Source organism: Streptomyces sp. NPDC046931 (assembly GCF_040644655.1).
Classification (GTDB): Bacteria; Actinomycetota; Actinomycetes; order Streptomycetales; family Streptomycetaceae; genus Streptomyces.
Genome location: NZ_JBEYWX010000016.1, coordinates 96,357 through 116,530, shown reverse-complemented (window position 1 = coordinate 116,530; position 20,174 = coordinate 96,357). Strand labels below are relative to the sequence as shown.

Genomic DNA, 20,174 nt, shown 5'->3' with positions numbered 1-20,174 from the left:
CGCCCTTCCGCACGCCCTGGAACGCCCGTGTCCCCCCGCATCGCCCAGCCCTGGCCCCTCGTCGCCCTTTTCACGGCCGGGTACCTCGCCGCGTACCTCCTGCCCACCACCGTCGGCAGGCTCGACGCGGGTCTGCCGCTCTCCGCCACCGAGGCCGGTTCCATCGGCAGCGCCCTGCTGTTGAGTTCGGCCTCCGCCGGCTTTCTGCTGGCCGCCCATGTCCACCGGATCGGCCCCCGGCGGCTGGCCCGCGCCGGCCTGCTGCTCGCCGCCGCCGGATACGGCACGGCCGCCCTCAGCCACAGCGTCCCCTTGGTCGTCGCGGGAGCGGTCGCCGGAGGATTCGGCTCGGGCACGGCCACCACGGTCGCCGCGACCGGCATCGCCGCCCAGCCCGATGCCCACCGGACCTCGACCCTGGGCCTGTTGAGCGTCTCCGCACTCGCCGGGGCGATCTACCTGACGATCCCCCACCTCGGACCGGGCCACGGCCTCCCGCTCGCCGCACTCGCGCTCACCGCCCTGCTGGTGTGGCCCCTGACCGGCCGTCTCGCCTCCCCCGCACCCGTCACCACCGCTCCCCGCGGAACGGGCCGGCTGCCCCATCGCGGCTCCGGACTGGTCCTGTCCGCCGGCATCCTGTGCTGGTCCCTCGCCCAGAACTCCCTGTGGGGCGTCAGCGGACGCATCGGCCTCACTCAGGCGCACCTCACGGAGGTCACCGTCGGCGCGGTCTTCGCGGCCGCGCTCGGCGCCGGGCTGCTCGGGGTGATCGGCGCGGGCATGCTGGGGCCGCGTCTCGGCCGCGCGCTTCCCGTCGGCGCGGGCACCGTCCTCATCGCCGGGTGTATCGCGCTCAGTGCCTCCGCCGGCGGCCTCGGTACCTTCGCGACCGGCGAGATCGCCTGGAACACGCTCTACCCGATCGTGCTGTCGTATCTGATCGGCCTCGCCGCCTCCCTCGACGTACGTGGCCGCTGGGCCGTTCTCGTCGGCTCGGCGTCCTCGCTCGGCACCGCGGCGGGTCCCCTCACCGGAAGCGTGCTGGCCGCCCGGGCGGGTTTCCCGGCGATGGGCGCGATCCTCGCGACCGGACTGCTGGCGATCGCCCTCCCGCTGGCCGCCGTCGCCCTGCACACCGGCGGCCGCCCGCTGCTGCCGGGCGCCGTGCGCCGCCGCGGCGGCCCGGCGGCCGCCGTGGTCGCCGCCACCACGGTCGGCCCCGCGGGCACGGTGCCCCAGATCGGCGCAGCCGAGCAGCCCGTCGTGGAGATCACGCTCGACCACCCGGCGGTCCCGGCCCGGCGGACGTACGGCACGGCCGGGCCCGGGCAGGCGACCGCGGCGCCGGGACTCGGGACCCCTTAGTGCACGGTGAATCCGATCAGTTCCCGGTGAACTCGTACGCGTCCACCTCGGCGAGGTAGCGTGCCCGCCGCTCCTCGTCGTGCTCCAGGAAGGACACGACGAACGAGTTGCGGGCCAGCTCGCGCATCCGCTCCTCGCTCAGGGCGAAGGTGTCGCGCACGGCGTCGAAGTTGTCCCCCGCATACCCTCCGAAGTAGGCCGGGTCGTCGGAGTTGACGGTGCACAGCAGCCCGGCATCGAGCATCGCGGGCAGCGGATGGTCCGCCATGACGTCGACGGCACGCAGCCGCACATTGGACAGCGGGCACAGCGTCAGCGGCACCCGCTCGCGCACCAGCCGCTCGACCAGCACCGGGTCCTCCAGGCAGCGCACCCCGTGGTCGACGCGCTCGATGCCGAGCACGTCGAGGGCCTCGGTGATGTACTCCGGTGGCCCCTCCTCCCCCGCGTGCGCGACACGACGCAGACCGAGGGCGGCGGCGGCCTCGTACACCTCACGGAACTTGGCCGGAGGATGGCCGACCTCGGCGGAGTCGAGGCCGACGCCGACGATCCGGTCGAGGTACGGCTCGGCGGCCCGCAGCGTCTCCATGGCGGAGTCGGCGGACTCGTCCCGCAGGAAGCACATGATGAGCTGGGTGGAGACGCCGTGGTTCTCCTCGCTGCGGCCGAGCGCGCGCCACAGGCCCTCGACGACCGTGCCCATGGGTACGCCCCGGGCGATGTGCGCCTGCGGATCGAAGAAGATCTCGGCGTGCCGTACGCCCTGCGTGGCGGCTCGTGCCAGGTACGCGTTCGCGAGGTCCTCGAAGTCCCGCTCGGTCCGCAGTACGGTCATCAGCTCGAAGTACAGGTTCAGGAAGGACTGGAGGTCTTCGAAGGCGTACGCCTTGCGCAGCTCGTCGGTGTCCGCGTACGGCAGTTCGACGCCGTTGCGGGCGGCCAGCTCGAAAGCCAGCTCCGGCTCCAGGGTGCCTTCGATGTGGAGGTGCAGTTCAGCTTTGGGGAGGGGCATCAAAGCATCGTAGAGCCCGATTCACACCCGTTTCGGGACCGGCACTCTCTGCAGGTCGTGGGCCACGGTCAGCTCCCCCTCGTACCCGGCGGCCCGCGCCTGCCGCTCGAACTCCTCCGCCTCCGTGTAGCGCTGGCTGAAGTGGGTGAGGACCAGGTGCCGTACCCCGGCCTCCCGGGCCAGACTCGCCGCCTGACCGGCCGTCAGGTGGCCGTACTCCACCGCCAGCTGCTCGTCCTCGTCGAGGAAGGTCGACTCGATGACGAGCAGATCGCAGCCCTCGGCGAGGGCGTACACCCCCTCGCACAGCCGGGTGTCCATGACGAACGCGAACCGCTGTCCGCGCCGCACCTCGCTCACGGCTTCCAGCGGGACGCCGCCGAGGGAGCCCTCGCGCTGGAGACGGCCCACGTCCGGGCCCGCGATCCCGTGCGCGGCGAGCCGCTTGGGCAGCATCCGACGCCCGTCGGGCTCGACGAGCCGGTAGCCGAACGACTCGACGGGGTGGGAGAGCCGGCGGGCTTCGAGCGTGTACGTGCCCGTCGTCGCGAGCACACCGTCCTCGGCGACCGGTGCCTCGGTGAGCGGGACGGTCTCACGGTAGGCGGTGGCATACCGGAGCCGCTCGAAGAACCGCTGTCCCGACCTGGGGTAGTGCGCGGTGATCTCGTGCGGCACCTTGTCCAGGTTGATCCGCTGGATGACCCCGGCCAGCCCCAGCGAGTGGTCCCCGTGGAAGTGCGTGACACAGATCCGGTGCAGGTCGTGGGCGGCGACCCCGGCGCGGAGCATCTGCCGCTGGGTGCCCTCGCCGGGGTCGAAGAGGATGCCCTCGCCGTCCCAGCGCAGCAGATAGCCGTTGTGGTTGCGGTGCCGGGTGGGGACCTGGCTGGCGGTGCCGAGGACCACCAGTTCACGGACGGACATGGGGCGTCAGCCGGGGGGCCACTGAAGGCCGCGGCCGCCGAGGACGTGGGCGTGCGCGTGCCAGACGGTCTGCCCGGCGCCGCTGCCGGTGTTGAAGACGATGCGGTAGCTCTCCAGCTTTTCCCGCACGGCGACCTCGCCGGCCTCACGGAGCACATCGGCGGCGACGGACGGGGCGGCGGCGGCGAGGGAGGCGGCGTCCCGGTGGTGGAGCCTCGGGATGACCAGGATGTGGGTCGGCGCCTGGGGGTTTATGTCCTGGAAGGCGACGGTGGTGTCGGTCTCCCGGACGATCGTCGCCGGAATGTGCCCCGCGGCGATCTTGCAGAACAGGCAGTCGTCCTGCGGCTCTCCCGCCATATGCGTGCCTCCTGACACAGACTGATCACTACGACGGCATCGTATCGGCCCGGCCCGTCCACCGGTCCGGAAAGGGCCGGCGGACGGGGAGGGCCGGGAACGTCCCCGGGAGACCGGGGAACGCCCCGCGGACACCCCGGAACATCCCTCGTGCCACGGGGATCACAGGCCCGGAAGCTCCGGGGGCCGCTTCGCCGGGCGCTCCTCCAGCGCGGCCAGCGCCAGCCGCACCGCCTCGTCCAGCTGGGCGTCACGCCCGGCCGCGTGGTCCTGCGGCGTCTGGACCACCTCGACGTCGGGATCGACCCCGTGGTTCTCCACGCCCCACCCGTAGCCCTCGAGCCAGAACGCGTACTTCGGCTGGGTCACCAGCGTTCCGTCGACCAGCCGGTACCGGCTGTCGATCCCGATGACGCCGCCCCAGGTGCGCGTCCCGACCACCGGTCCGATGCCGAGCGCCTTGACCGCCGCGTTGACGATGTCCCCGTCCGACCCGGAGAACTCGTTGGCGACGGCGACGACCGGACCGCGCGGAGCGTCCTGCGGATAGCTGTAGGCCCGCAGCCCGCGCGGCAGGTCCCAGCCCACGATCCGCCGCGCCAGCTTCTCCACGACCAGCTGGGAGGTGTGGCCGCCCCGGTTCTCCCGGACGTCCACGACCAGTCCCTCCCGGGCGACCTCGATCCGCAGGTCCCGGTGGAGCTGCGCCCACCCGGAACCCACCATGTCCGGCACATGCAGGTACCCGAGCCGCCCGCCGGACTTCTCGTGCACATACGCCCGCCGGTCCGCCACCCACGCGTGGTACCGGAGCGGCTCCTCGTCCGCGATCGGCACGACCACGGCGTGCCGCGGATCGCCCCCGCCCGCCGGCGAGACGGTCAGCTCCACCGGTGTGCCCGCCGTCCCGACCAGCAGCGGCCCCGGTCCGGCCACCGGATCCACCGGCCGCCCGCCGACCGCGATGATCGCGTCCCCGGCCCGTACCGCCACCCCGGGCGCGGCCAGCGGCGCGCGGGCGTCGGGGTCGGAGGTCTCCGACGGCAGCACCCGGTCGATACGCCAGCTCCCGTCCGGGTGGCGGGAGATGTCGGCCCCGAGCAGCCCCTGCCTGCGGTCCGAGCCCGGCCCGTAGCCGTTGGGGGTGACGTACGCGTGGGAGGTGCCCAGCTCGCCCTGCACCTCCCACAGCAGGTCCACCAGGTCGTCGTGCGTGGCGATGCGCTCCAGGACCGGCCGGTACCGCTCCAGTACGCCGTCCCAGTCGACCCCGCCGAGGTCGGGCCGCCAGAAGTTGTCCCGCATGAGACGGCCGGTCTCCTCGAACATCTGCCGCCACTCGGCCGCCGGGTCGACGGTCTGCCGTACGCGGGACAGATCCACGGTGATGTTGGCGTCGCTGTCGTCGTCGTTCGGGGCCCGCCGGTCGCTGGGTACGACCTTCAGCTTGCCGTCGGTCCACAGCAGCACCCGCTTGCCGTCGCCGCTGACCGAGAAGTGGTCGGCGTCCGAGGAGAGGTGCTCGATGCGCTGCTGGACGAGGTCGTAGCGCTCCAGCTCGCTCTTGGGGTCCGGTTCGTCGGGCGTGGCCCGTGAGGCGCCCAGGACACCGTGCACCGGGTGCCGCAGCCAGAGCACCCCGTCCTTGGCGGCCCGCAGCCCGGAGTAGCGCGCGGCCTCGACCGGGAACGGCACGATCCGGTCGGCGAGCCCTTCGAGGTCGATCCGGGTCGTGGGCGCGCCCTCGCTGTCGGGTGTCTCGTCCTTGTCGCGCGCGTCGAAGGGGCGGCCGTGCCGCTGCGGCCCGAAGGGGGACGGGGTGGTGGCGGCGAGCGTGATCAGGTGCGGCCGGGAGCCGCCCACGAAGGCCAGGTCGAAGACGTGCTCGTCGTAGACCGGGTCGAAGGCGCGTGCCGAGAGGAACGCCAGGTGCTTGCCGTCCAGCGTGAACGCGGGCGAGTAGTCCCGGAAGCGCAGCGGGGTCGCCTCGGTCACCGACAGGTCGGCGGTGTTGGCGAGTTTGAGCTGGCGCAGCGGGCGGGGGCCGGGGTGCGACCAGGCCAGCCATGCCGAGTCCGGTGAGAAGACGAGTCCGCCGACCTCGCCGTCCTCGCTGCGGTCGACCTCACGCACCTCGCCGCTGTCCCGCTCGACGAGCAGCACCCGCCCGTCGTGCGCGGCGACCGCGATCCGGCTGCCGTCGGGGGCCACCGCGAGGCCGAGGACCCGGCCGAGGCGCCCTGCCGCGAGCCGGCGGGGGGTGGCGCCGGGCGCGAGTCCGGTGGCGGGCGCGAACTCCAGCGCGTCCTCGCCCTCCGCGTCCGTCACCCACACCACCCACTCCTCGCCGCCCGCGCGGAAGGTGTGGGGCAGCCGGGCCCGTACGCCGTGCTCGGCGGCGAGCGCGCGGGCGGGTCCCGAGCGGTGGGTGACCCAGTGGACGGCGCCGCGCACCGAGATCGCGCTGCCGCGTCCGGTGTGGTCGGGCGAGGCGGCCCCGAACCAGCGGCTTGCGCTCACGGGGTACGGCTGAAGGTCCACGCGCTGCCCGCCGAGCCGGATGTCGAGCCGCCGGGGCTCGGCCCCCTCCAGGTCCTCCAGCAGCCACAGCTCACCGGCCGAGGAGTAGACGACCCGGGTTCCGTCGGCGGCCGCGTGCCGGGCGTAGAAACCCAGCCCGCTCTCGGCCTCTCCCCCGCTTTCGCCTTCGCTCGGGCGGGCGGACCCCCATGAGCGGGAGGTGTCCGCGAGGGGGCTGTGGCGACGCAGGTCGGAGCCGTCGGCGAGCGACGAGTACAGTGCGCCGACGCCCTCGTGGTCGGAGAGGAAGGCAAGGCGTTCCCCGGCCCATGACGGGTACTCGATGTTGCCGTCGAGATCCTCGTGCAGCCGGACGAACTCCCCGGCCCCTTCGCCGTCGTGGCCGGCCCGCTCGATCCACAGCTTGCCGGCCGTGCCGCCCCGGTACCGCTTCCACCAGGCGGCCTCGCGGCCCATGGGCGCGGACAGCAGCACCGTGCCCGGTCCGTGGGCGACGTCGCCGACGGGCCCGTACGGCAGGGTGGTGGCCGGGCCGCCGTCGAGCGGTACGGCGTGCGCCCAGGTGCGGCGCAGCGAGGCCTGGCCGACCGTGCTGAGGGCGAGTACCCGCCCGTCGGGGGTCCAGCCGCGCACCTGGGTCCTGGCACTGCCCCAGTGGGTCAGGCGCTGGGCGGAGCCGCCGTCGACGGGGGCGGTGTACACCTCGGGGGCGCCGTCGCGGGTGGAGGTCCAGGCGACGGTCCGGCCGTCCGGGGATATTCGGGGGTGGTTGACGGGGACGTTGTCGGCGCTGACCCGCCAGGCACGGCCGCCGTCCACCGGGGCGACCCAGACGTCGTCCTCGGCGGTGAAGGCGACCAACTCGCCGTGCAGATGCGGGAAGCGGAGATACGCGGGCGATGCGGACTGAGTCACCAGGTCACCCTAAGCAGCAAGGGTCTTCGTGGACAGGGGTTCTGTGAGGTGCCACCGGTTCCCGAGGGGTGTCATTTGCCCTGGGCGGGCCAGCAGGTGGGGTCGCCCTGGCACCAGATGGTCTTCGTCACGGTGACGGTGGGCCCGGGCTGCCCGGGCTGCCCGGTCGGCCGGTAGGTGACGGGCGGCTGGTACGTGGGCGTCGTGGCGGCGTCGCAGTTGCCGAGTCCGTTGACGTGGAACCACTCCTTGCCGCCCACGGTGGCCCGCAGGTCCCCGCGGACGCACTTGCCGTCGACGGCGCGGGTGACCCTGCCCGTGACGGTGATGTCCTTGCCGTCGTCCGTCCTCCCCTGGCAGTCGACGCCGACGACGGTGGACTCGGTCGGTGCGGGTGTTCCGCGGGACCTGGTGGCGGTGGGACTGCTGCCGTAGCCGGCCGTGCAGCTGAGCCAGCGCACATGCACATGCTGCCGCTGGAGTTCCCTGGTCGCGGTCTGGTCGGTGGTGTACGCCACCGCCGCGGAACTCAGGTCACCGGGCTGGCACGCCACGGCTGAGCCGACGGCGACCACCACGAGCCCGGTCGCCGCGGCGGGCCGCCATCCCCGCGGCCGCCGCCGAATACGCCTCAAGGCCCCCATGGAGGGCAGCGTGCCACTCTCCCGCCGCCGGCGGTAGAGCGCATACGGTCACCCGGACGCCCGCGTGCGCCCCTCATGGCCCCGCCTCCCGACGTGCCGTCAGCCGCCCATCAGGAGCCACTGCTGGAGTTCCACCAGGTTGCCCTCGGGGTCCTTGAGATGCGCGACTCGCATGCGGTCGGTCATCGGGGCCGGCCCGTGCAGGAGTGTCGCGCCGCGGGACGTGATCCGCTCGCAGTAGGCGTCCAGATCGTCCACGCGCAGCACCACGAGCGAACGGTGGCCCGTCGCCGCGTCGCCCAGTTCTCCCAGGATCCGGGCCATCATCGCCCGGTCCTGCAACGCGATGCCCGCCGAGCCGATGGCCGGACTGAACTTCTCGTAGGGCCCGTCCACGGCGCCCGACTGGGGCCTGAGGCCGAGGACGCCGGCATAGAACCGGTGGCACGCGGCGAAGTCCGAGACCAGCAGCCGTACCTGGGCGAGTTCCGTGACTCCTCCCCCTCATGAATGAGGGGGCTTCTCGCTATGCCGGTGCGGCTTCGCGACGGGCCAGCCCGGCCCGTAGGACATTGACAGCGCCCACTGTGTCCGCGTGCGCGTTGTGGCCGCAGGCGACGCAGTGGAACTTCTCCTGTGCGGGCCGGTTCTCCTTGGCGATGTGCCCGCATTCGGGGCATCGTCGGGAGGTGTTGCGGGGGTCCACGGCCATCACTTCCCGTCCGGCGCACTCTGCCTTGGCGGTGAGGATCTGGAGGAACACCCCCCATCCGGCATCGTTGATCGACCGGTTCAGCCCGGCCTTCGCGGCGGCTCCGTTGGGCAGGAAGCTGCCCGGCTGGTCGGTGTCCGGCTTCGGGGCCGGGGCCCTGCTCATGTTGCGGGTCTTGAGGTCTTCGTGCGCGATGAAGTCGTGTTTGCGTACGAGGTCAAGCGCGGTCTTGTGCGCGTGGTCCAGGCGCTGTCGGCGAACCTTGCGGTGAAGCCGGGCCGCCTTCTCCACGGCCTTGTGGCGGCGTTTCGAGCCGCGCTTGCAGCGGCTGAGCGCTTGCTGTGCGGCTTCGAGCTTTGCGGCGCCTGTCCGGCCGTGTCGGGGGTTGGGCACGAAGCCACCGTTTGAGTCGGCAAGGAAGTTGGCTATGCCCATGTCGATGCCGGCTACGCTGCCCGTCGCCGGGAGCGGCTCAGGGGCTGTCTGCTCGGCGGTCAGGATGACGTACCAGCGCTTGCCTTCGCGCTTGGCCGAGACCGTCTTGACCTTGCCCACCACGGGCCGGTGCTGGTGCACCTTGACGTGCCCGACGCCCTGAAAACGGACACGGGTCGCGGGGTCGTGCGGTGTGGAGTCCCACTGGCAGCCGTCCCCGTCCTTCGGGAACTCCACCGTGTCGAACCGCTTTCCCGGACGGAAACGTGGATAGCCCGGCTTGTCTCCGGCCTTGATGCGGCGGAAGAACGCGGCGAACGCCTTGTCCAACCGGCGAAGCGTGGCCTGCTGCGACGAGAACGACCAACGGCCCGGACGCTCCGGATCGAAGGCTCGGATGTCCTTGAGCTGGGCGGACTGCTGCCCGTACCGGATCGTCGTCTTCGAGACGTGCCGGTAGGCGTCACGGCGCTCCTGGAGCGCGGCATTGTAGAGGGAGCAGTGATCACGCAGCATCTCGGCGAGTGCGCCTTGCTGGCCCATGGTGGGCCGCATAAGGAACTTGTACGCACGGATCATCCGGCCCACCCCCTTTTCGGTCAGCCTTGGCGATCATACTACGCTTGGTGTATGTCACCACGCTGGATCCCAAACCCTGACATTCGCATGGGACGGCACGTCGCCTACACCCTCCACGCTCACTTGGTGTTCGTCACCAAGTACCGGCGAGGCGTCTTCGATGACGCCATGCTGAAGCGGTGCGAAGAGATCATGCGGGAGGTGTGCGGCAAGTTCGAGGTGGAGCTACGGGAGTTCAACGGCGAAGCCGATCACGTACACCTGCTCGTGCACCACCCGCCGAAAGTCGCCCTGTCGAAGCTGATCAACAGCCTCAAGGGCGTCAGCTCCCGGTACCTCCGGGCCGAGTACACCGGCCGGATCAACCGCATCGGGATGGGGTCGGTGTTCTGGTCCCGCTCCTACTTCGCGGGTTCCTGCGGTGGTGCACCGCTGACCGTCATCCGGCAGTACATCGAGGGCCAGAAGCGGCCCGTCTGACCGTCACCACGGAGGCGGAGCGCACTCCGGCGCTGCGCGCCTCCGCGCCGAGGACGCGTTTCCCTCCCCGGCTGAAGCCGGGGATACCCACGCAAGATCAACGGATGGCGTACCCCCGTGGGTCAGGACCAGCGTCCGCTGCGGCCGAGCAGCAGCGCGGCCGCAGCGGTGCCGGCGGTCGAGGTGCGCAGGACGGTGCGGCCCAGCCGGAAGGCTCTCGCGCCCGCCTGTGCGAACAGGGTCAACTCCTCCGGGGCGACGCCCCCTTCGGGACCGACGACCAGCACGATCCCGCCCTCGGCGGGGAGTTCCACGGTCGCGAGGGGTTCCTCTCCGCTCTCGTGCAGGACCGCGGCGAAGTCGGCCTTGGCCAGAAGTGCCGCAACCTGCTTGGTCGTTGCCGCGTCCGCGACCTCGGGGAAGCGCACCCGGCGGGACTGCTTGCCCGCCTCGCGGGCGGTGGCCCGCCACTTGCCGAGGGCCTTCAGCCCCCGCTCGCCCTTCCACTGGGTGATGCACCGGGATGCCTGCCACGGGACGATGGCGTCGACGCCGACCTCGGTCATGGTCTCGACGGCCAGCTCGCCCCGATCGCCCTTGGGGAGGGCCTGGACGACGGTGATGCGGGGTGCCTCGGGCGGCTCCTCGGACAGCGAGGTGACATGGACGAGCAGCCGGTCCTTGCCCTCGGTGCCGACGACCTCGCACTCCGCCCGGCGTCCGGCGCCGTCGGTCAGGACGACGGCCTCCCCCGGCCGCAGCCGCTTCACCGAGACCGCGTGCCGCCCCTCGGGGCCGTCGAGCACGAACTCGGGGCCGATGCCGTCGAGCCGGTCCACGACGAACACGGGGGCCGTCATCGCCCGCCACCTTGCGTGGACAACGCTGTCGCCGCCTCCCGGATTTCCGCGGCCAGCACCTCCACCAGCCGCCCGGCGGGCAGATCGCGGGCCATACGGTGGCCCTGACCGGCCCAGAGGCCCATGCCCTGCGGGTCGTTCGCCTTGGCGGCCGCCTTGCGCAGCGGCGAGGTGAGGTGGTGTATCTCGGGGTAGGCGGCGGGGGCGTACGGCCCGTGCTCCCTCATGAACCGGTTGACCAGGCCGCGCGCCGGGCGCCCGGAGAACGCGCGCGTCAGCTCCGTCCGCACGAACATGGGGTCGGTCAGCGCCTGCTTGTGCAGAGGGTGGGCGCCGGACTCGGGCGTGGCGAGAAACGCGGTGCCGAGCTGGGCCGCGCTCGCGCCCGCCGCGAGCACCGCGGCGATCTGGCTGCCGCGCATGAGGCCGCCGGCCGCCACGATCGGGATCCGCACGGTCTCGCGGACCTGGGCGACCAGGGAGAGCAGTCCGATTCCGGAGCCGTGGTTCTCGGCGCTGTCGCGGTGGGTGCCCTGGTGGCCGCCGGCCTCGACGCCCTGCGCGATCACCGCGTCGGCGCCCGCCTCCTGCGCGGCGAGGGCCTCCTCGGCGGTGGTCGCGGTGACCAGGGTGAAGGTGCCCACGCGGCGCAGGGACTCGAGGACCGACGGGTCGGGGACGCCGAAGTGGAAGGAGACCACCGGCACCGGGTTGTCGAGGAGGACGGCGAGCTTGACGTCGTAGCCGTCGTCACCGCCGCCGTCGGGGTCGCCGAGCTCGGTCTCGTACCAGGCGGCCTCGCCGGCCAGCTGTTCGGCGTAGACCTCGACGGCGGCGGGGTCCGCCTGGTCGGGCTGCGGCATGAACACGTTCACGCCGAAGGGGCGGGCCGTGAGCCCACGGAGCTGCTTGATCTCCTGGTACATGCCGTCGGCGGTCTTGTACCCGGCGGCGAGGAACCCGAGGCCACCCGCCTCGGACACGGCGCCGGCGAGCTGGGGCACGGAGACACCGCCCGCCATGGGCGCCTGCACGATCGGATATGGGAGGAGATCGGTCAGCGCGGAGGACATGACGGCATGTTGTCACGTCCTCCGAACAAGTCCGAATCCGGCCGTCCGCGGGCACGTGCCCGGGGAAGGGTCCGCGGGTCAGGGGTGGCGGGACCGTGCCGCCCGGGGGCCGGGCCCCGGGCCACGGCCTGCACCACCGCCTCGTCAGCGCCCGTTGAACGCGTCCTTCAGGCGAGAGAACAGGCCCTGCTGCCCCGGCTGGAACTGCCCCTGCGGCCGTTCCTCGCCCCGCAGCTTCGCCAGTTCCCTCAGCAGGCGCTCCTGCTCGGGGTCCAGCTTCGTCGGCGTCTGCACCTCGACATGCACGATCAGGTCGCCCCGGCCGCCGCCGCGCAGATGCGTGACGCCGCGGCTGTGCAGCGGGATCGACTGCCCGGACTGCGTGCCGGGACGGATGTCGACCTCCTCCATGCCGTCCAGCGTCTCCAGCGGCACCTTCGTGCCGAGGGCCGCCGCCGTCATCGGGATGGTGACCGTGCAGTGCAGGTCGTCGCCGCGGCGCTGGAACATCGGATGCGGCAGCTCGTGGATCTCGACGTACAGGTCGCCGGCGGGTCCGCCGCCCGGGCCGACCTCGCCCTCGCCCGCGAGCTGGATACGGGTGCCGTTGTCGACGCCTGCGGGGATCTTCACGGTGAGCGTCCGCCGGGAGCGCACCCGGCCGTCGCCCGCGCACTCCGGGCACGGGTTGGGGACGATGGTGCCGAAGCCCTGGCACTGCGGGCAGGGCCGGGACGTCATGACCTGGCCCAGGAACGACCGCGTGACCTGCGAGACCTCACCGCGACCGCGGCACATGTCGCAGGTCTGCACGGACGTGCCGGGCGCGGCGCCCTCGCCGTTGCAGGTGTTGCAGACGACGGCCGTGTCGACCTGGATGTCCTTCGTGGTGCCGAAGGCCGCCTCGTCGAGCTCGATCTCCAGGCGGATCATGGCGTCCTGGCCCCGGCGGGTGCGCGAGCGCGGACCGCGCTGCGACGCCGTGCCGAAGAACGCGTCCATGATGTCCGAGAAGTTCCCGAAGCCGCCCGCTCCGAAGCCGCCCGCGCCCGCGCCGCCGGCCTGGGACAGCGGGTCGCCGCCGAGGTCGTAGACCTGCTTCTTCTGCGGGTCCGAGAGCACCTCGTACGCCGCGTTGATCTCCTTGAACCGCTCTTGCGTCTTGGGATCGGGGTTGACGTCCGGGTGCAGCTCGCGGGCGAGCCGGCGGAACGCCTTCTTGATCTCTTCCTGCGACGCGTCGCGGCGCACGCCGAGCACGGCGTAGTAGTCCGTGGCCACTTACGACTCCGCCAGGATCTGTCCGACGTACCGTGCCACCGCTCGTACCGCTCCCATCGTTCCCGGGTAATCCATGCGGGTCGGTCCGACCACGCCGAGTTTCGCTACTGCCTCGCCGCCCGAACCGTAGCCCACGGAGACCACCGACGTGGAGTTGAGTCCCTCGTGCGCGTTCTCGTGGCCGATACGCACCCGCATGGCCGGATCCTTTGCCTCGCCCAGCAGCTTGAGGAGCACGACCTGCTCCTCAAGCGCCTCCAGGACGGGACGGATGGTGAGAGGGAAGTCGTGCACGAAGCGGGTGAGGTTGGCGGTGCCGCCGATGATCAGGCGCTCCTCCGTCTCCTCCACGAGCGTCTCCAGGAGGGTGGAGAGCACCGTGGTGACCGTGGCGCGGTCCTCCGGTTCGAAGGCCTCGGCCAGGTCCTGCACCAGTTGCGGCACGTCGGTGAAACGGCGGCCGGCGATCCGGCTGTTGAGCCGCGCCCGCAGATCGGCGAGAGACGTTTCTCCAAACGGCGCGGGGCAGTCGATCATGCGCTGCTCGACCCGGCCGGTGTCGGTGATCAGCACCAGCATCAGCCGGGCGGGCGCCATCGACAGCAGCTCCGCGTGGCGCACCGTCGAGCGGGTCAGCGACGGGTACTGCACGACGGCGACCTGCCGGGTGAGCTGCGCGAGCAGCCGTACCGTTCGCGCCACGACGTCGTCGAGGTCGACGGCGCCCTCCAGGTAGTTCTGGATCGCGCGGCGCTCGGGCGGGCTCATCGGCTTGACGGCCGCGAGCCTGTCGACGAAGAGGCGGTAGCCCCTGTCCGTGGGGATGCGTCCGGCGCTGGTGTGCGGCTGGGCGATGTAGCCCTCCTCCTCCAGCACGGCCATGTCGTTGCGGACGGTGGCCGGGGAGACACCGAGGTTGTGCCGCTCGGTGAGCGCCTTGGAACCCACCGGCTCCTCGGTGCCCACGTAGTCCTGGACGATGGCGCGCAGTACTTCGAGCCTGCGTTCACTGAGCATGCGTGCACCTCCAGCGGTCTGTCGTCCTGACGCTTCCCTGGCACTCTTCGCAGGTGAGTGCCAGCATCCCCGGGCCAAGTGTACGGCCGTCGGGTACGCCCCGGGCAAGGGCGGGGTCCGCCGCCGTGCCGACCTGTACCGACCTGTCCCCGGGTGTCCTGCCAGGCAGGGCGCCTGCGGATATAGCGTCGCCCCCATGACGGTGCGGTGGGAAGGGTCCGGATGGGAGGCGCTCAGCGTCCGGGCGGGGCGCACTCGGCTTCCGGGCTGGGACTGCACGGCGGGACTGGTGGTCGGCGAGCACGCGGCGCTCATGGTCGACGCGGGGTCGAGCCTGGGCGAGGGCGCGCGGCTGCGCACCGAGACGCGGCGGCTGCTCGCGCCGCTCGGCGAGGACCGGCGTGTGACGCATCTCGCGCTCACACACCCGCACTTCGACCATGTCCTCGGGGCGGCGGCGTTCGCGGGCGCGGAGGTGTTCGGGGCGGTGGGCATCGACGCGGTGTTCCTGCACGAGCACGGGGCGCTGGTCGCCGACGCGGTGCGGCACGGTCTGGACGCGGCGGAGGCGGCCGAGGCCGCGGAGCTGCTGGTCCGGCCGCGCCACATGGTCTCGGGCGAATGGACGCTGGACCTGGGCGGGGTGCAGGTCCTGCTGGCGAACGTGGGCCCGGCCCACACGGCCCACGACCTGGTGGTCCTCGTCCCCGGCGAGCGGGAGGTGGTGTTCTGCGGGGACCTGGTGGAGGAGTCCGGCGAGCCGCAGGCGGGCCCGGACGCGGTTCCCTCGCACTGGCCGGCGGCCCTGGACCGGCTGCTCGACCTGGGCGGTGGGGACGCGGTGTACGTGCCCGGACACGGTGCCGTGGTGGACGCGGAGTTCGTCCGGGCGCAGCGCGACGAACTGGCCGCCCGTTTCGGCGTGTCGTGACGCCTTCCGCGACCCCCGCGACCGGGTTTCTCCTATCGTCATCCGAATGCGCAACTACTCGCCGGATCTGACCCCGCCGTGGAAGAAGCCCCAGCCCGTACCGGAGGTCCCGGCGGATCCCGGTCTGGTGGTCGAGGAGCCGCGCACCGGTTTCTGCGGTGCGGTGATCCGTTGCGAGGCGGGGACGGTGACCTTGGAGGACCGCTTCGGCAAGCACCGGGTGTTCCCGCTGGAGCCGCGGGGGTTCCTGGTGGAGGGCCGGGTGGTGACGCTGGTACGCCCGTCGAGGGCGCCGGTGCGTCCCTCGCGGACGGCGTCGGGTTCGGTGGCCGTCCCGGGGGCGCGCGCGAGGGTGGCCCGGGCCGGCCGTATCTATGTGGAGGGCCGCCACGACGCGGAGCTGGTCGAGAAGGTGTGGGGCGACGACCTGCGTATCGAGGGTGTGGTGGTGGAGTACCTGGAGGGCGTCGACGACCTGCCGTCGATCGTGGCCGCCTTCGCTCCGGGTCCGGACGCGCGGCTGGGCGTGCTCGTGGACCACTTGGTGCCGGGCTCCAAGGAGTGGCGGATCGCCCAGTCGGTGACGAGCGAGCACGCGCTGGTGGTGGGCCACCCGTACATCGACATCTGGGAGGCCGTGAAGCCTGCGGCGCTGGGGATCAGGGAATGGCCGCGCGTCCCGCACGGGCAGGACTGGAAGAAGGGGGTGTGCCGGGCGCTGGGGTGGCCGGAGAACACGGGCGCGGCTTGGCAGGGGATTCTGGGGCGGGTGCGGTCCTACAAGGACCTGGAGCCGGAGCTGCTGGGCAGGGTGGAGGAGCTGATCGACTTCGTCACGGATAGCGATGGGGCCTGACGCCGGGGAAGGTCCCGAATTCGCTGGTGTCCAGCTCGATCCCCAGGATCGCCAGCGGCAGGCCGGCGCCGAACTTCGTCACGTGCTGCGTCTGGTAGCCGGCTCTCTCGCCCTCTCCGTCGGGGTTTGTGAGCAGGACACACTGCGCCATGACCGGGTCGACGATGAGATAGGCGGGCACCTTGCCTGCGGCGTAGATCGACCTCTTGACCTCGTAGTCCCGTGCGACGCTGGTTTTGGAAACGACCTCGACGACCATCGTGATCAGTGGTGACGGCAGCAGGCGCCCGGAGCGGGGCATCAGGTCACGCTCCAGGACCACCAAGTCCGGTACGGGCTCACTGGCTTCGTCGAGGACATCGACGTCCTGGGTCTGGAGGCGAGCCCACCGGTTGCGTGGAATCTGGTCCAACACGTCTTCCACAATCATGTTGTGCACCAGGTCAGGACTGGCCGTCATCACGATTTCCCCCCGGAGAAGCTCGACCCTGACGCCCTCAGGAGGCTCGACCTCCTCGAAGTACCTGGTCATCCCACGCTCGTCCACAGCGGTCATCTCCGTGGCCCTCCACATCCGCCGCGTCCTGTCAGCGGCAGCCTACGAACCAGGTTAGGGACCGAACCGGCGTTCCGCGCCGACTCACTTGCCGGAGTGATCAGTCCACCAGATCCCGCACCACCGCGTCCGCCAGCAGCCGTCCCCGCAGGGTGAGGACCGCCCGGCCCTCGTCGTACGGCCCCTTCTCCAGCAGTCCGTCCGTCAGGGCGCGGCGTGAGGCCGCGAGGCCCTCCTCCCGCAGCAGCGACAGCGGCACGCCCTCCCGCAGGCGCAGTTCCAGCAGGATGCGCTCCACCCGGCGGTCCTCGTCCGAGAGAAGCTCTCGCCCGGCTCCCGGCGACCGTCCGGCCGCAAGCGCCGCCGCGTACGCCCCCGGATGCTTCACATTCCACCAGCGCACGCCGCCCACATGGCTGTGCGCGCCCGGCCCCGCGCCCCACCAGTCGGCGCCGCGCCAGTACAGCTCGTTGTGCATACAGCGGCCGGATTCCGAGGTGGCCCAGTTGGAGACCTCGTACCAGTCGTAGCCCGCCGAGCCGAGCACCTCGTCCGCGATCAGATAGCGGTCCGCGTGGACGTCGTCGTCCGTCATCGGTATCTCGCCCCGGCGGATGCGGCGGGCGAGCCGGGTGCCCTCCTCGACGATCAGCGCATAGGCCGAGACATGGTCGGGGCCCGCACCGAGCGCCGCGTCCAGCGACGCCCGCCAGTCGTCGTCCGACTCGCCCGGCGTGCCGTAGATCAGGTCCAGGTTCACGTGCTCGAAGCCCGCCGCCCGCGCCTCGGCCACGCAGGCCTCGGGGCGGCCCGGGGTGTGGGTGCGGTCCAGGACCTTCAGCACGTGGGGGCGCGCGCTCTGCATGCCGAAGGAGATGCGGTTGAAGCCCCCCTCCCGCAGCGTGGCGAGATAGCGCTCGTCCACCGACTCCGGGTTCGCCTCCGTCGTCACCTCGGCGTCGTCCGCGAGCCCGAACTCTTCGCGGATCGCCCCCAGCATCCGTACGAGGTCCTCCGCGGCCAGCAGCGTCGGCGTGCCGCCCCCGACGAAGACCGTGCGGACCTCGCGCGGGTCGTCGCCGAGTACCTTGCGGGCCAGGCGGACCTCCTCGGTCAGGGTCCCGGCGTAGTTGTCCTGGGAGGCGAGCACCCCGCCCGTGCCGCGCAGTTCCGTCGCGGTGTACGTGTTGAAGTCGCAGTAGCCGCAGCGCGTCGCGCAGTACGGCACGTGGAGGTAGAACCCGAGGGGGCGCTCGGCGGCCCCGGCGAGCGCGTGCGCGGGCAGTGCGCCGTCGTCGGGGACGGGCTCGCCGTCGGGGAGTGCGGAAGGCATGTCCTCCATTGTCCAGCACCGCGGAAGTGACCGTATTGGTCCGGCGCCTCACTCCGCGCGCAGCACCAGCAGCGCGAGATCGTCCTCCGGCGGCTGGCCCCCGAACTCGTGGACCAGCGTCCGGATCCGCTCCGCGATCATCTGGGCGCTCATCCCGGCGCAGCCGGCGAGCGCCGCCGCGAGCCCGTCCCCGTCGTCGAACTGGCGCGACCCGCTGCGCCGCTCGGTCACCCCGTCCGTGACGCACAGGAGCGTGTCGCCGGGGTGCAGCTCGAAGGTCTCGCACACGTACATGACGTCCTCGACGACGCCGAGGAGGGTCTGCGGCTGTGCCACGAACCGCACGTCGCCGTCCGGCCCCAGGAGCAGCGGCAGCGGGTGTCCGGCGGAGGCGAGTGTGCAGCGCACCCCGCCGTCGAAGGGGGCCAGCTCGCCGTAGAGCAGGGAGAGGAAACGCGCGTGGGGGCCGCCGTCGGCGACCGGCACCGGGGCGCCCGCCGCCACGAGCGCCCGCGCCGCCGCGTCCGCCGCCTCCGTCGCGTCGTCGAGGAGGAGCTGGTTGAGGCGGTCCAGGACGTCGGGGACCGCGTAGCCCTCGCGGGCCAGCAGCCGCAGCCAGGGGCGGGCCAGTCCGATCACGACCGCCGCCTCCGGGCCCTTGCCCTGGACGTCGCCGAGCGCGAAGCTCCACCGTCCGTGGCCGGCCGGGAAGAGGTCGTAGAAGTCGCCGCTGGGGCCTCCGCCCTTGTCGCACGGCTCGTACACGAGCGCACTGCTCACTCCGGGGATCTCGGCGACGGCCCCGGGCAGCAGTCCCCGTTGCAGCACCCTGCTGATGGTGGCCTGGCGCGCGTACTGCCGGGCCGCCCCGATGGCGAGCGCCACCCGGCGGCTGAGGTCCTCGACGAGCCCGGTGACCTCGTCGGGAAAACGCAGTAGTCCCGCCCGGCCGATCACGAGCGTGCCGAGCGGGCGGCCGCCGGCGATCAGCCGGTAGGCCAGTGCCGCACCGGTCGCGCCGCGCGGGCCGAGCGCCTCCCCGGGCCAGGGCACGGGCACCGCTCGGGACCGCACCGACTCCGGCAGCCGCGGCGGGTCCTTCTCCAGGGTCCGGCGCAGCTCCTCGATGCGGTTCTCGCTGCCGTGCCAGACCCGGGCGAGACGCGGCCCGGTGGCGACCGCCGTCTCGGGACCGTGCCAGCCGGTCGCCTCGTCCTCGAGCCACACCGCACACCAGTCGGCGAGCCGCGGCACGAGGAGCTGCCCGGTGAGCGCGGCGACCAGGTCCTCGTCGAGCTGTCCGGCGAGCAGATCGGACGCCTCGGCGAGGAAGGACAGGGCGCCGTGGCCCCGCCAGTCACGGTCGGGAACGCCGCGTCCGGGCTCGGCGAAGGCGGTGAGTTCGGGCCCCGGGATCTCGGCCGCGCTCGGCCCGCGGTCCAGGGCGCCCTCACCGGCGTACGCCTCGACGCCGCCACAGACGGCCGAGACGCCGTCGAGGGGCAGCTGTGCCCAGACGGTCTTGGTGGTGGTGCGGTAGGTGATGCCCCAGGCCGTGGCGAGTGTGGCGACCAGGCGCAGACCGCGGCCGTACTCGGGTATGCCGTAGGAGCCTTCGGTGACGTCGTCCCGTACCGCGCGCGAGGGGTGGTGGTCGGAGACCTCGACGACAAGGCCGGGCGGTTCGTCCTCCACGTCGTGGAGGCAGCAGACGATGTCGATGTCCGTACCCGCGTGCACGACCGCGTTGGTGACCAGTTCGCTGACCACGACCAAGGCGTCGTCGACCAGCCGCTCGGTGAAGGTGTCGGGTTCGGCCGCCTCGGCCCACGCGCGGAGGGCGGCGCGCACGAAACGGCGGGCGGCGCCCGGCGCGAGGGGGCCGCCGGGCAGCGTGGTACGCACCACCGTGTGCAGCCCCGCGCCCTCGTGCCCCTCGGGCACAGGGGTGTCAGGGGCACGGGAGATGGTCTCCCGTTGCGTGGGAATGGCCCCCATGGACGGCTCCCCGAGCATTCCGACGAACTCCGACGAATACGCCTCAGGCGATGCGGACAGAGTGACAGACCGGCCACGCTCATAAGCACGGAGTTACCGAAGTGGGCCGCCATGAGTGAGAACAGTGCTACAGATGTGCTCGAAGACGGACAGATTCGAGCAACGGATCTGCGTCCTGTGCTCGACCGCTGATCACCGCCCGGGGAGACGGCTTCGAAAGGGGTCGCCGGCGACGGGGAAAGCACGGTGGTCGCGGCCGGGGCTACGCCCCGCGGCCGCGACCACCGTGCACC

At 72.2% G+C, this 20,174-nt stretch carries 17 protein-coding genes and 1 pseudogene; 4 read left to right on the top strand and 14 right to left on the bottom strand.

The window, feature by feature from the left end; all coding sequences use genetic code 11:
• Nucleotides 1-27: 27 nt before the first annotated feature.
• Nucleotides 28-1,368 (top strand): MFS transporter, encoded by a 1,341-nt coding sequence (locus ABZ876_RS25820; protein WP_361785704.1) that lies wholly within the window; start codon nt 28-30, stop codon nt 1,366-1,368.
• Between the two features lie 16 nt (nt 1,369-1,384).
• Here the strand turns inward: ABZ876_RS25820 and ABZ876_RS25815 are convergent, their stop codons facing one another.
• The 7 genes and pseudogenes from ABZ876_RS25815 to ABZ876_RS25785 form a co-directional block, all read right to left on the bottom strand.
• Complete coding sequence (locus ABZ876_RS25815) at nt 1,385-2,383, bottom strand: adenosine deaminase (RefSeq protein ID WP_361785701.1); 999 nt, start codon at nt 2,381-2,383, stop codon at nt 1,385-1,387.
• Nucleotides 2,384-2,404: 21 nt separating this feature from the next.
• The gene (locus ABZ876_RS25810; protein WP_361785698.1) at nt 2,405-3,310 is read right to left on the bottom strand and encodes a ribonuclease Z; all 906 of its coding nucleotides are present in this window, start codon (nt 3,308-3,310) and stop codon (nt 2,405-2,407) included.
• A 6-nt stretch (nt 3,311-3,316) separates the two neighbouring features.
• Entirely contained in the window at nt 3,317-3,670 is a 354-nt protein-coding gene (locus tag ABZ876_RS25805) for an HIT domain-containing protein (protein WP_361785695.1), read from the bottom strand.
• Between the two features lie 162 nt (nt 3,671-3,832).
• A complete protein-coding gene (locus ABZ876_RS25800) occupies nt 3,833-7,126 on the bottom strand; it encodes a S41 family peptidase (protein ID WP_361785692.1) in 3,294 nt (1,097 codons plus the stop codon).
• A gap of 71 nt (nt 7,127-7,197) precedes the next feature.
• Entirely contained in the window at nt 7,198-7,770 is a 573-nt protein-coding gene (locus tag ABZ876_RS25795) for a hypothetical protein (RefSeq protein WP_361785689.1), read from the bottom strand.
• 99 nt (nt 7,771-7,869) lie between these two features.
• Nucleotides 7,870-8,259, bottom strand: a pseudogene (locus ABZ876_RS25790) (VOC family protein); the annotation flags it as partial.
• Nucleotides 8,260-8,296: 37 nt separating this feature from the next.
• Nucleotides 8,297-9,496 (bottom strand): transposase, encoded by a 1,200-nt coding sequence (locus tag ABZ876_RS25785; protein ID WP_361785686.1) that lies wholly within the window; start codon nt 9,494-9,496, stop codon nt 8,297-8,299.
• An 87-nt stretch (nt 9,497-9,583) separates the two neighbouring features.
• Here ABZ876_RS25785 and tnpA point away from each other — a divergent pair, with 87 nt between their 5' ends.
• Nucleotides 9,584-9,976, top strand: coding sequence for an IS200/IS605 family transposase (tnpA, locus tag ABZ876_RS25780; RefSeq protein ID WP_361785683.1), 393 nt, complete (start codon nt 9,584-9,586; stop codon nt 9,974-9,976).
• Nucleotides 9,977-10,098: 122 nt separating this feature from the next.
• Here the strand turns inward: tnpA and ABZ876_RS25775 are convergent, their stop codons facing one another.
• From ABZ876_RS25775 to hrcA, 4 genes are all read right to left on the bottom strand, one after another.
• Nucleotides 10,099-10,836: a 16S rRNA (uracil(1498)-N(3))-methyltransferase gene (locus ABZ876_RS25775; protein ID WP_361785681.1), complete on the bottom strand. Its 738-nt coding sequence runs from the start codon at nt 10,834-10,836 to the stop codon at nt 10,099-10,101.
• On the bottom strand, nt 10,833-11,909 hold the full coding sequence (locus tag ABZ876_RS25770; RefSeq protein ID WP_361785678.1) for a nitronate monooxygenase: 1,077 nt from the start codon (nt 11,907-11,909) through the stop codon (nt 10,833-10,835). The genes ABZ876_RS25775 and ABZ876_RS25770 overlap by 4 nt, the downstream gene beginning before the upstream one ends.
• Nucleotides 11,910-12,053: 144 nt before the next feature.
• Nucleotides 12,054-13,190 (bottom strand): molecular chaperone DnaJ, encoded by a 1,137-nt coding sequence (gene dnaJ, locus ABZ876_RS25765; RefSeq protein ID WP_361785675.1) that lies wholly within the window; start codon nt 13,188-13,190, stop codon nt 12,054-12,056.
• Nucleotides 13,191-14,207, bottom strand: coding sequence for a heat-inducible transcriptional repressor HrcA (hrcA, locus tag ABZ876_RS25760; RefSeq protein ID WP_361785672.1), 1,017 nt, complete (start codon nt 14,205-14,207; stop codon nt 13,191-13,193).
• Between the two features lie 196 nt (nt 14,208-14,403).
• Between hrcA and ABZ876_RS25755 the strand changes: the two genes are divergently transcribed.
• Together ABZ876_RS25755 and ABZ876_RS25750 are read left to right on the top strand one after the other, a co-directional pair.
• Nucleotides 14,404-15,138 carry an MBL fold metallo-hydrolase gene (locus ABZ876_RS25755; RefSeq protein ID WP_361785669.1) on the top strand — a complete coding sequence of 245 codons (735 nt, stop codon included), beginning with the start codon at nt 14,404-14,406 and terminating at the stop codon, nt 15,136-15,138.
• Nucleotides 15,139-15,184: 46 nt separating this feature from the next.
• Nucleotides 15,185-15,994, top strand: a complete 810-nt coding sequence (locus ABZ876_RS25750) for a DUF3097 domain-containing protein (protein WP_361785666.1) — start codon at nt 15,185-15,187, stop codon at nt 15,992-15,994.
• On the opposite strand, the gene ABZ876_RS25745 is transcribed toward ABZ876_RS25750, so the two are convergent.
• From ABZ876_RS25745 to ABZ876_RS25735, 3 genes are all read right to left on the bottom strand, one after another.
• Nucleotides 15,972-16,550, bottom strand: coding sequence for a Uma2 family endonuclease (locus ABZ876_RS25745; protein WP_361785663.1), 579 nt, complete (start codon nt 16,548-16,550; stop codon nt 15,972-15,974). The two genes, ABZ876_RS25750 and ABZ876_RS25745, sit on opposite strands and share 23 nt — an antisense overlap.
• 100 nt (nt 16,551-16,650) lie before the next feature.
• The gene (gene hemW / locus ABZ876_RS25740) at nt 16,651-17,883 is read right to left on the bottom strand and encodes a radical SAM family heme chaperone HemW (RefSeq protein ID WP_361785660.1); all 1,233 of its coding nucleotides are present in this window, start codon (nt 17,881-17,883) and stop codon (nt 16,651-16,653) included.
• Nucleotides 17,884-17,931: 48 nt separating this feature from the next.
• Nucleotides 17,932-19,881, bottom strand: coding sequence for a SpoIIE family protein phosphatase (locus tag ABZ876_RS25735; protein WP_361785657.1), 1,950 nt, complete (start codon nt 19,879-19,881; stop codon nt 17,932-17,934).
• Nucleotides 19,882-20,174: the final 293 nt, after the last annotated feature.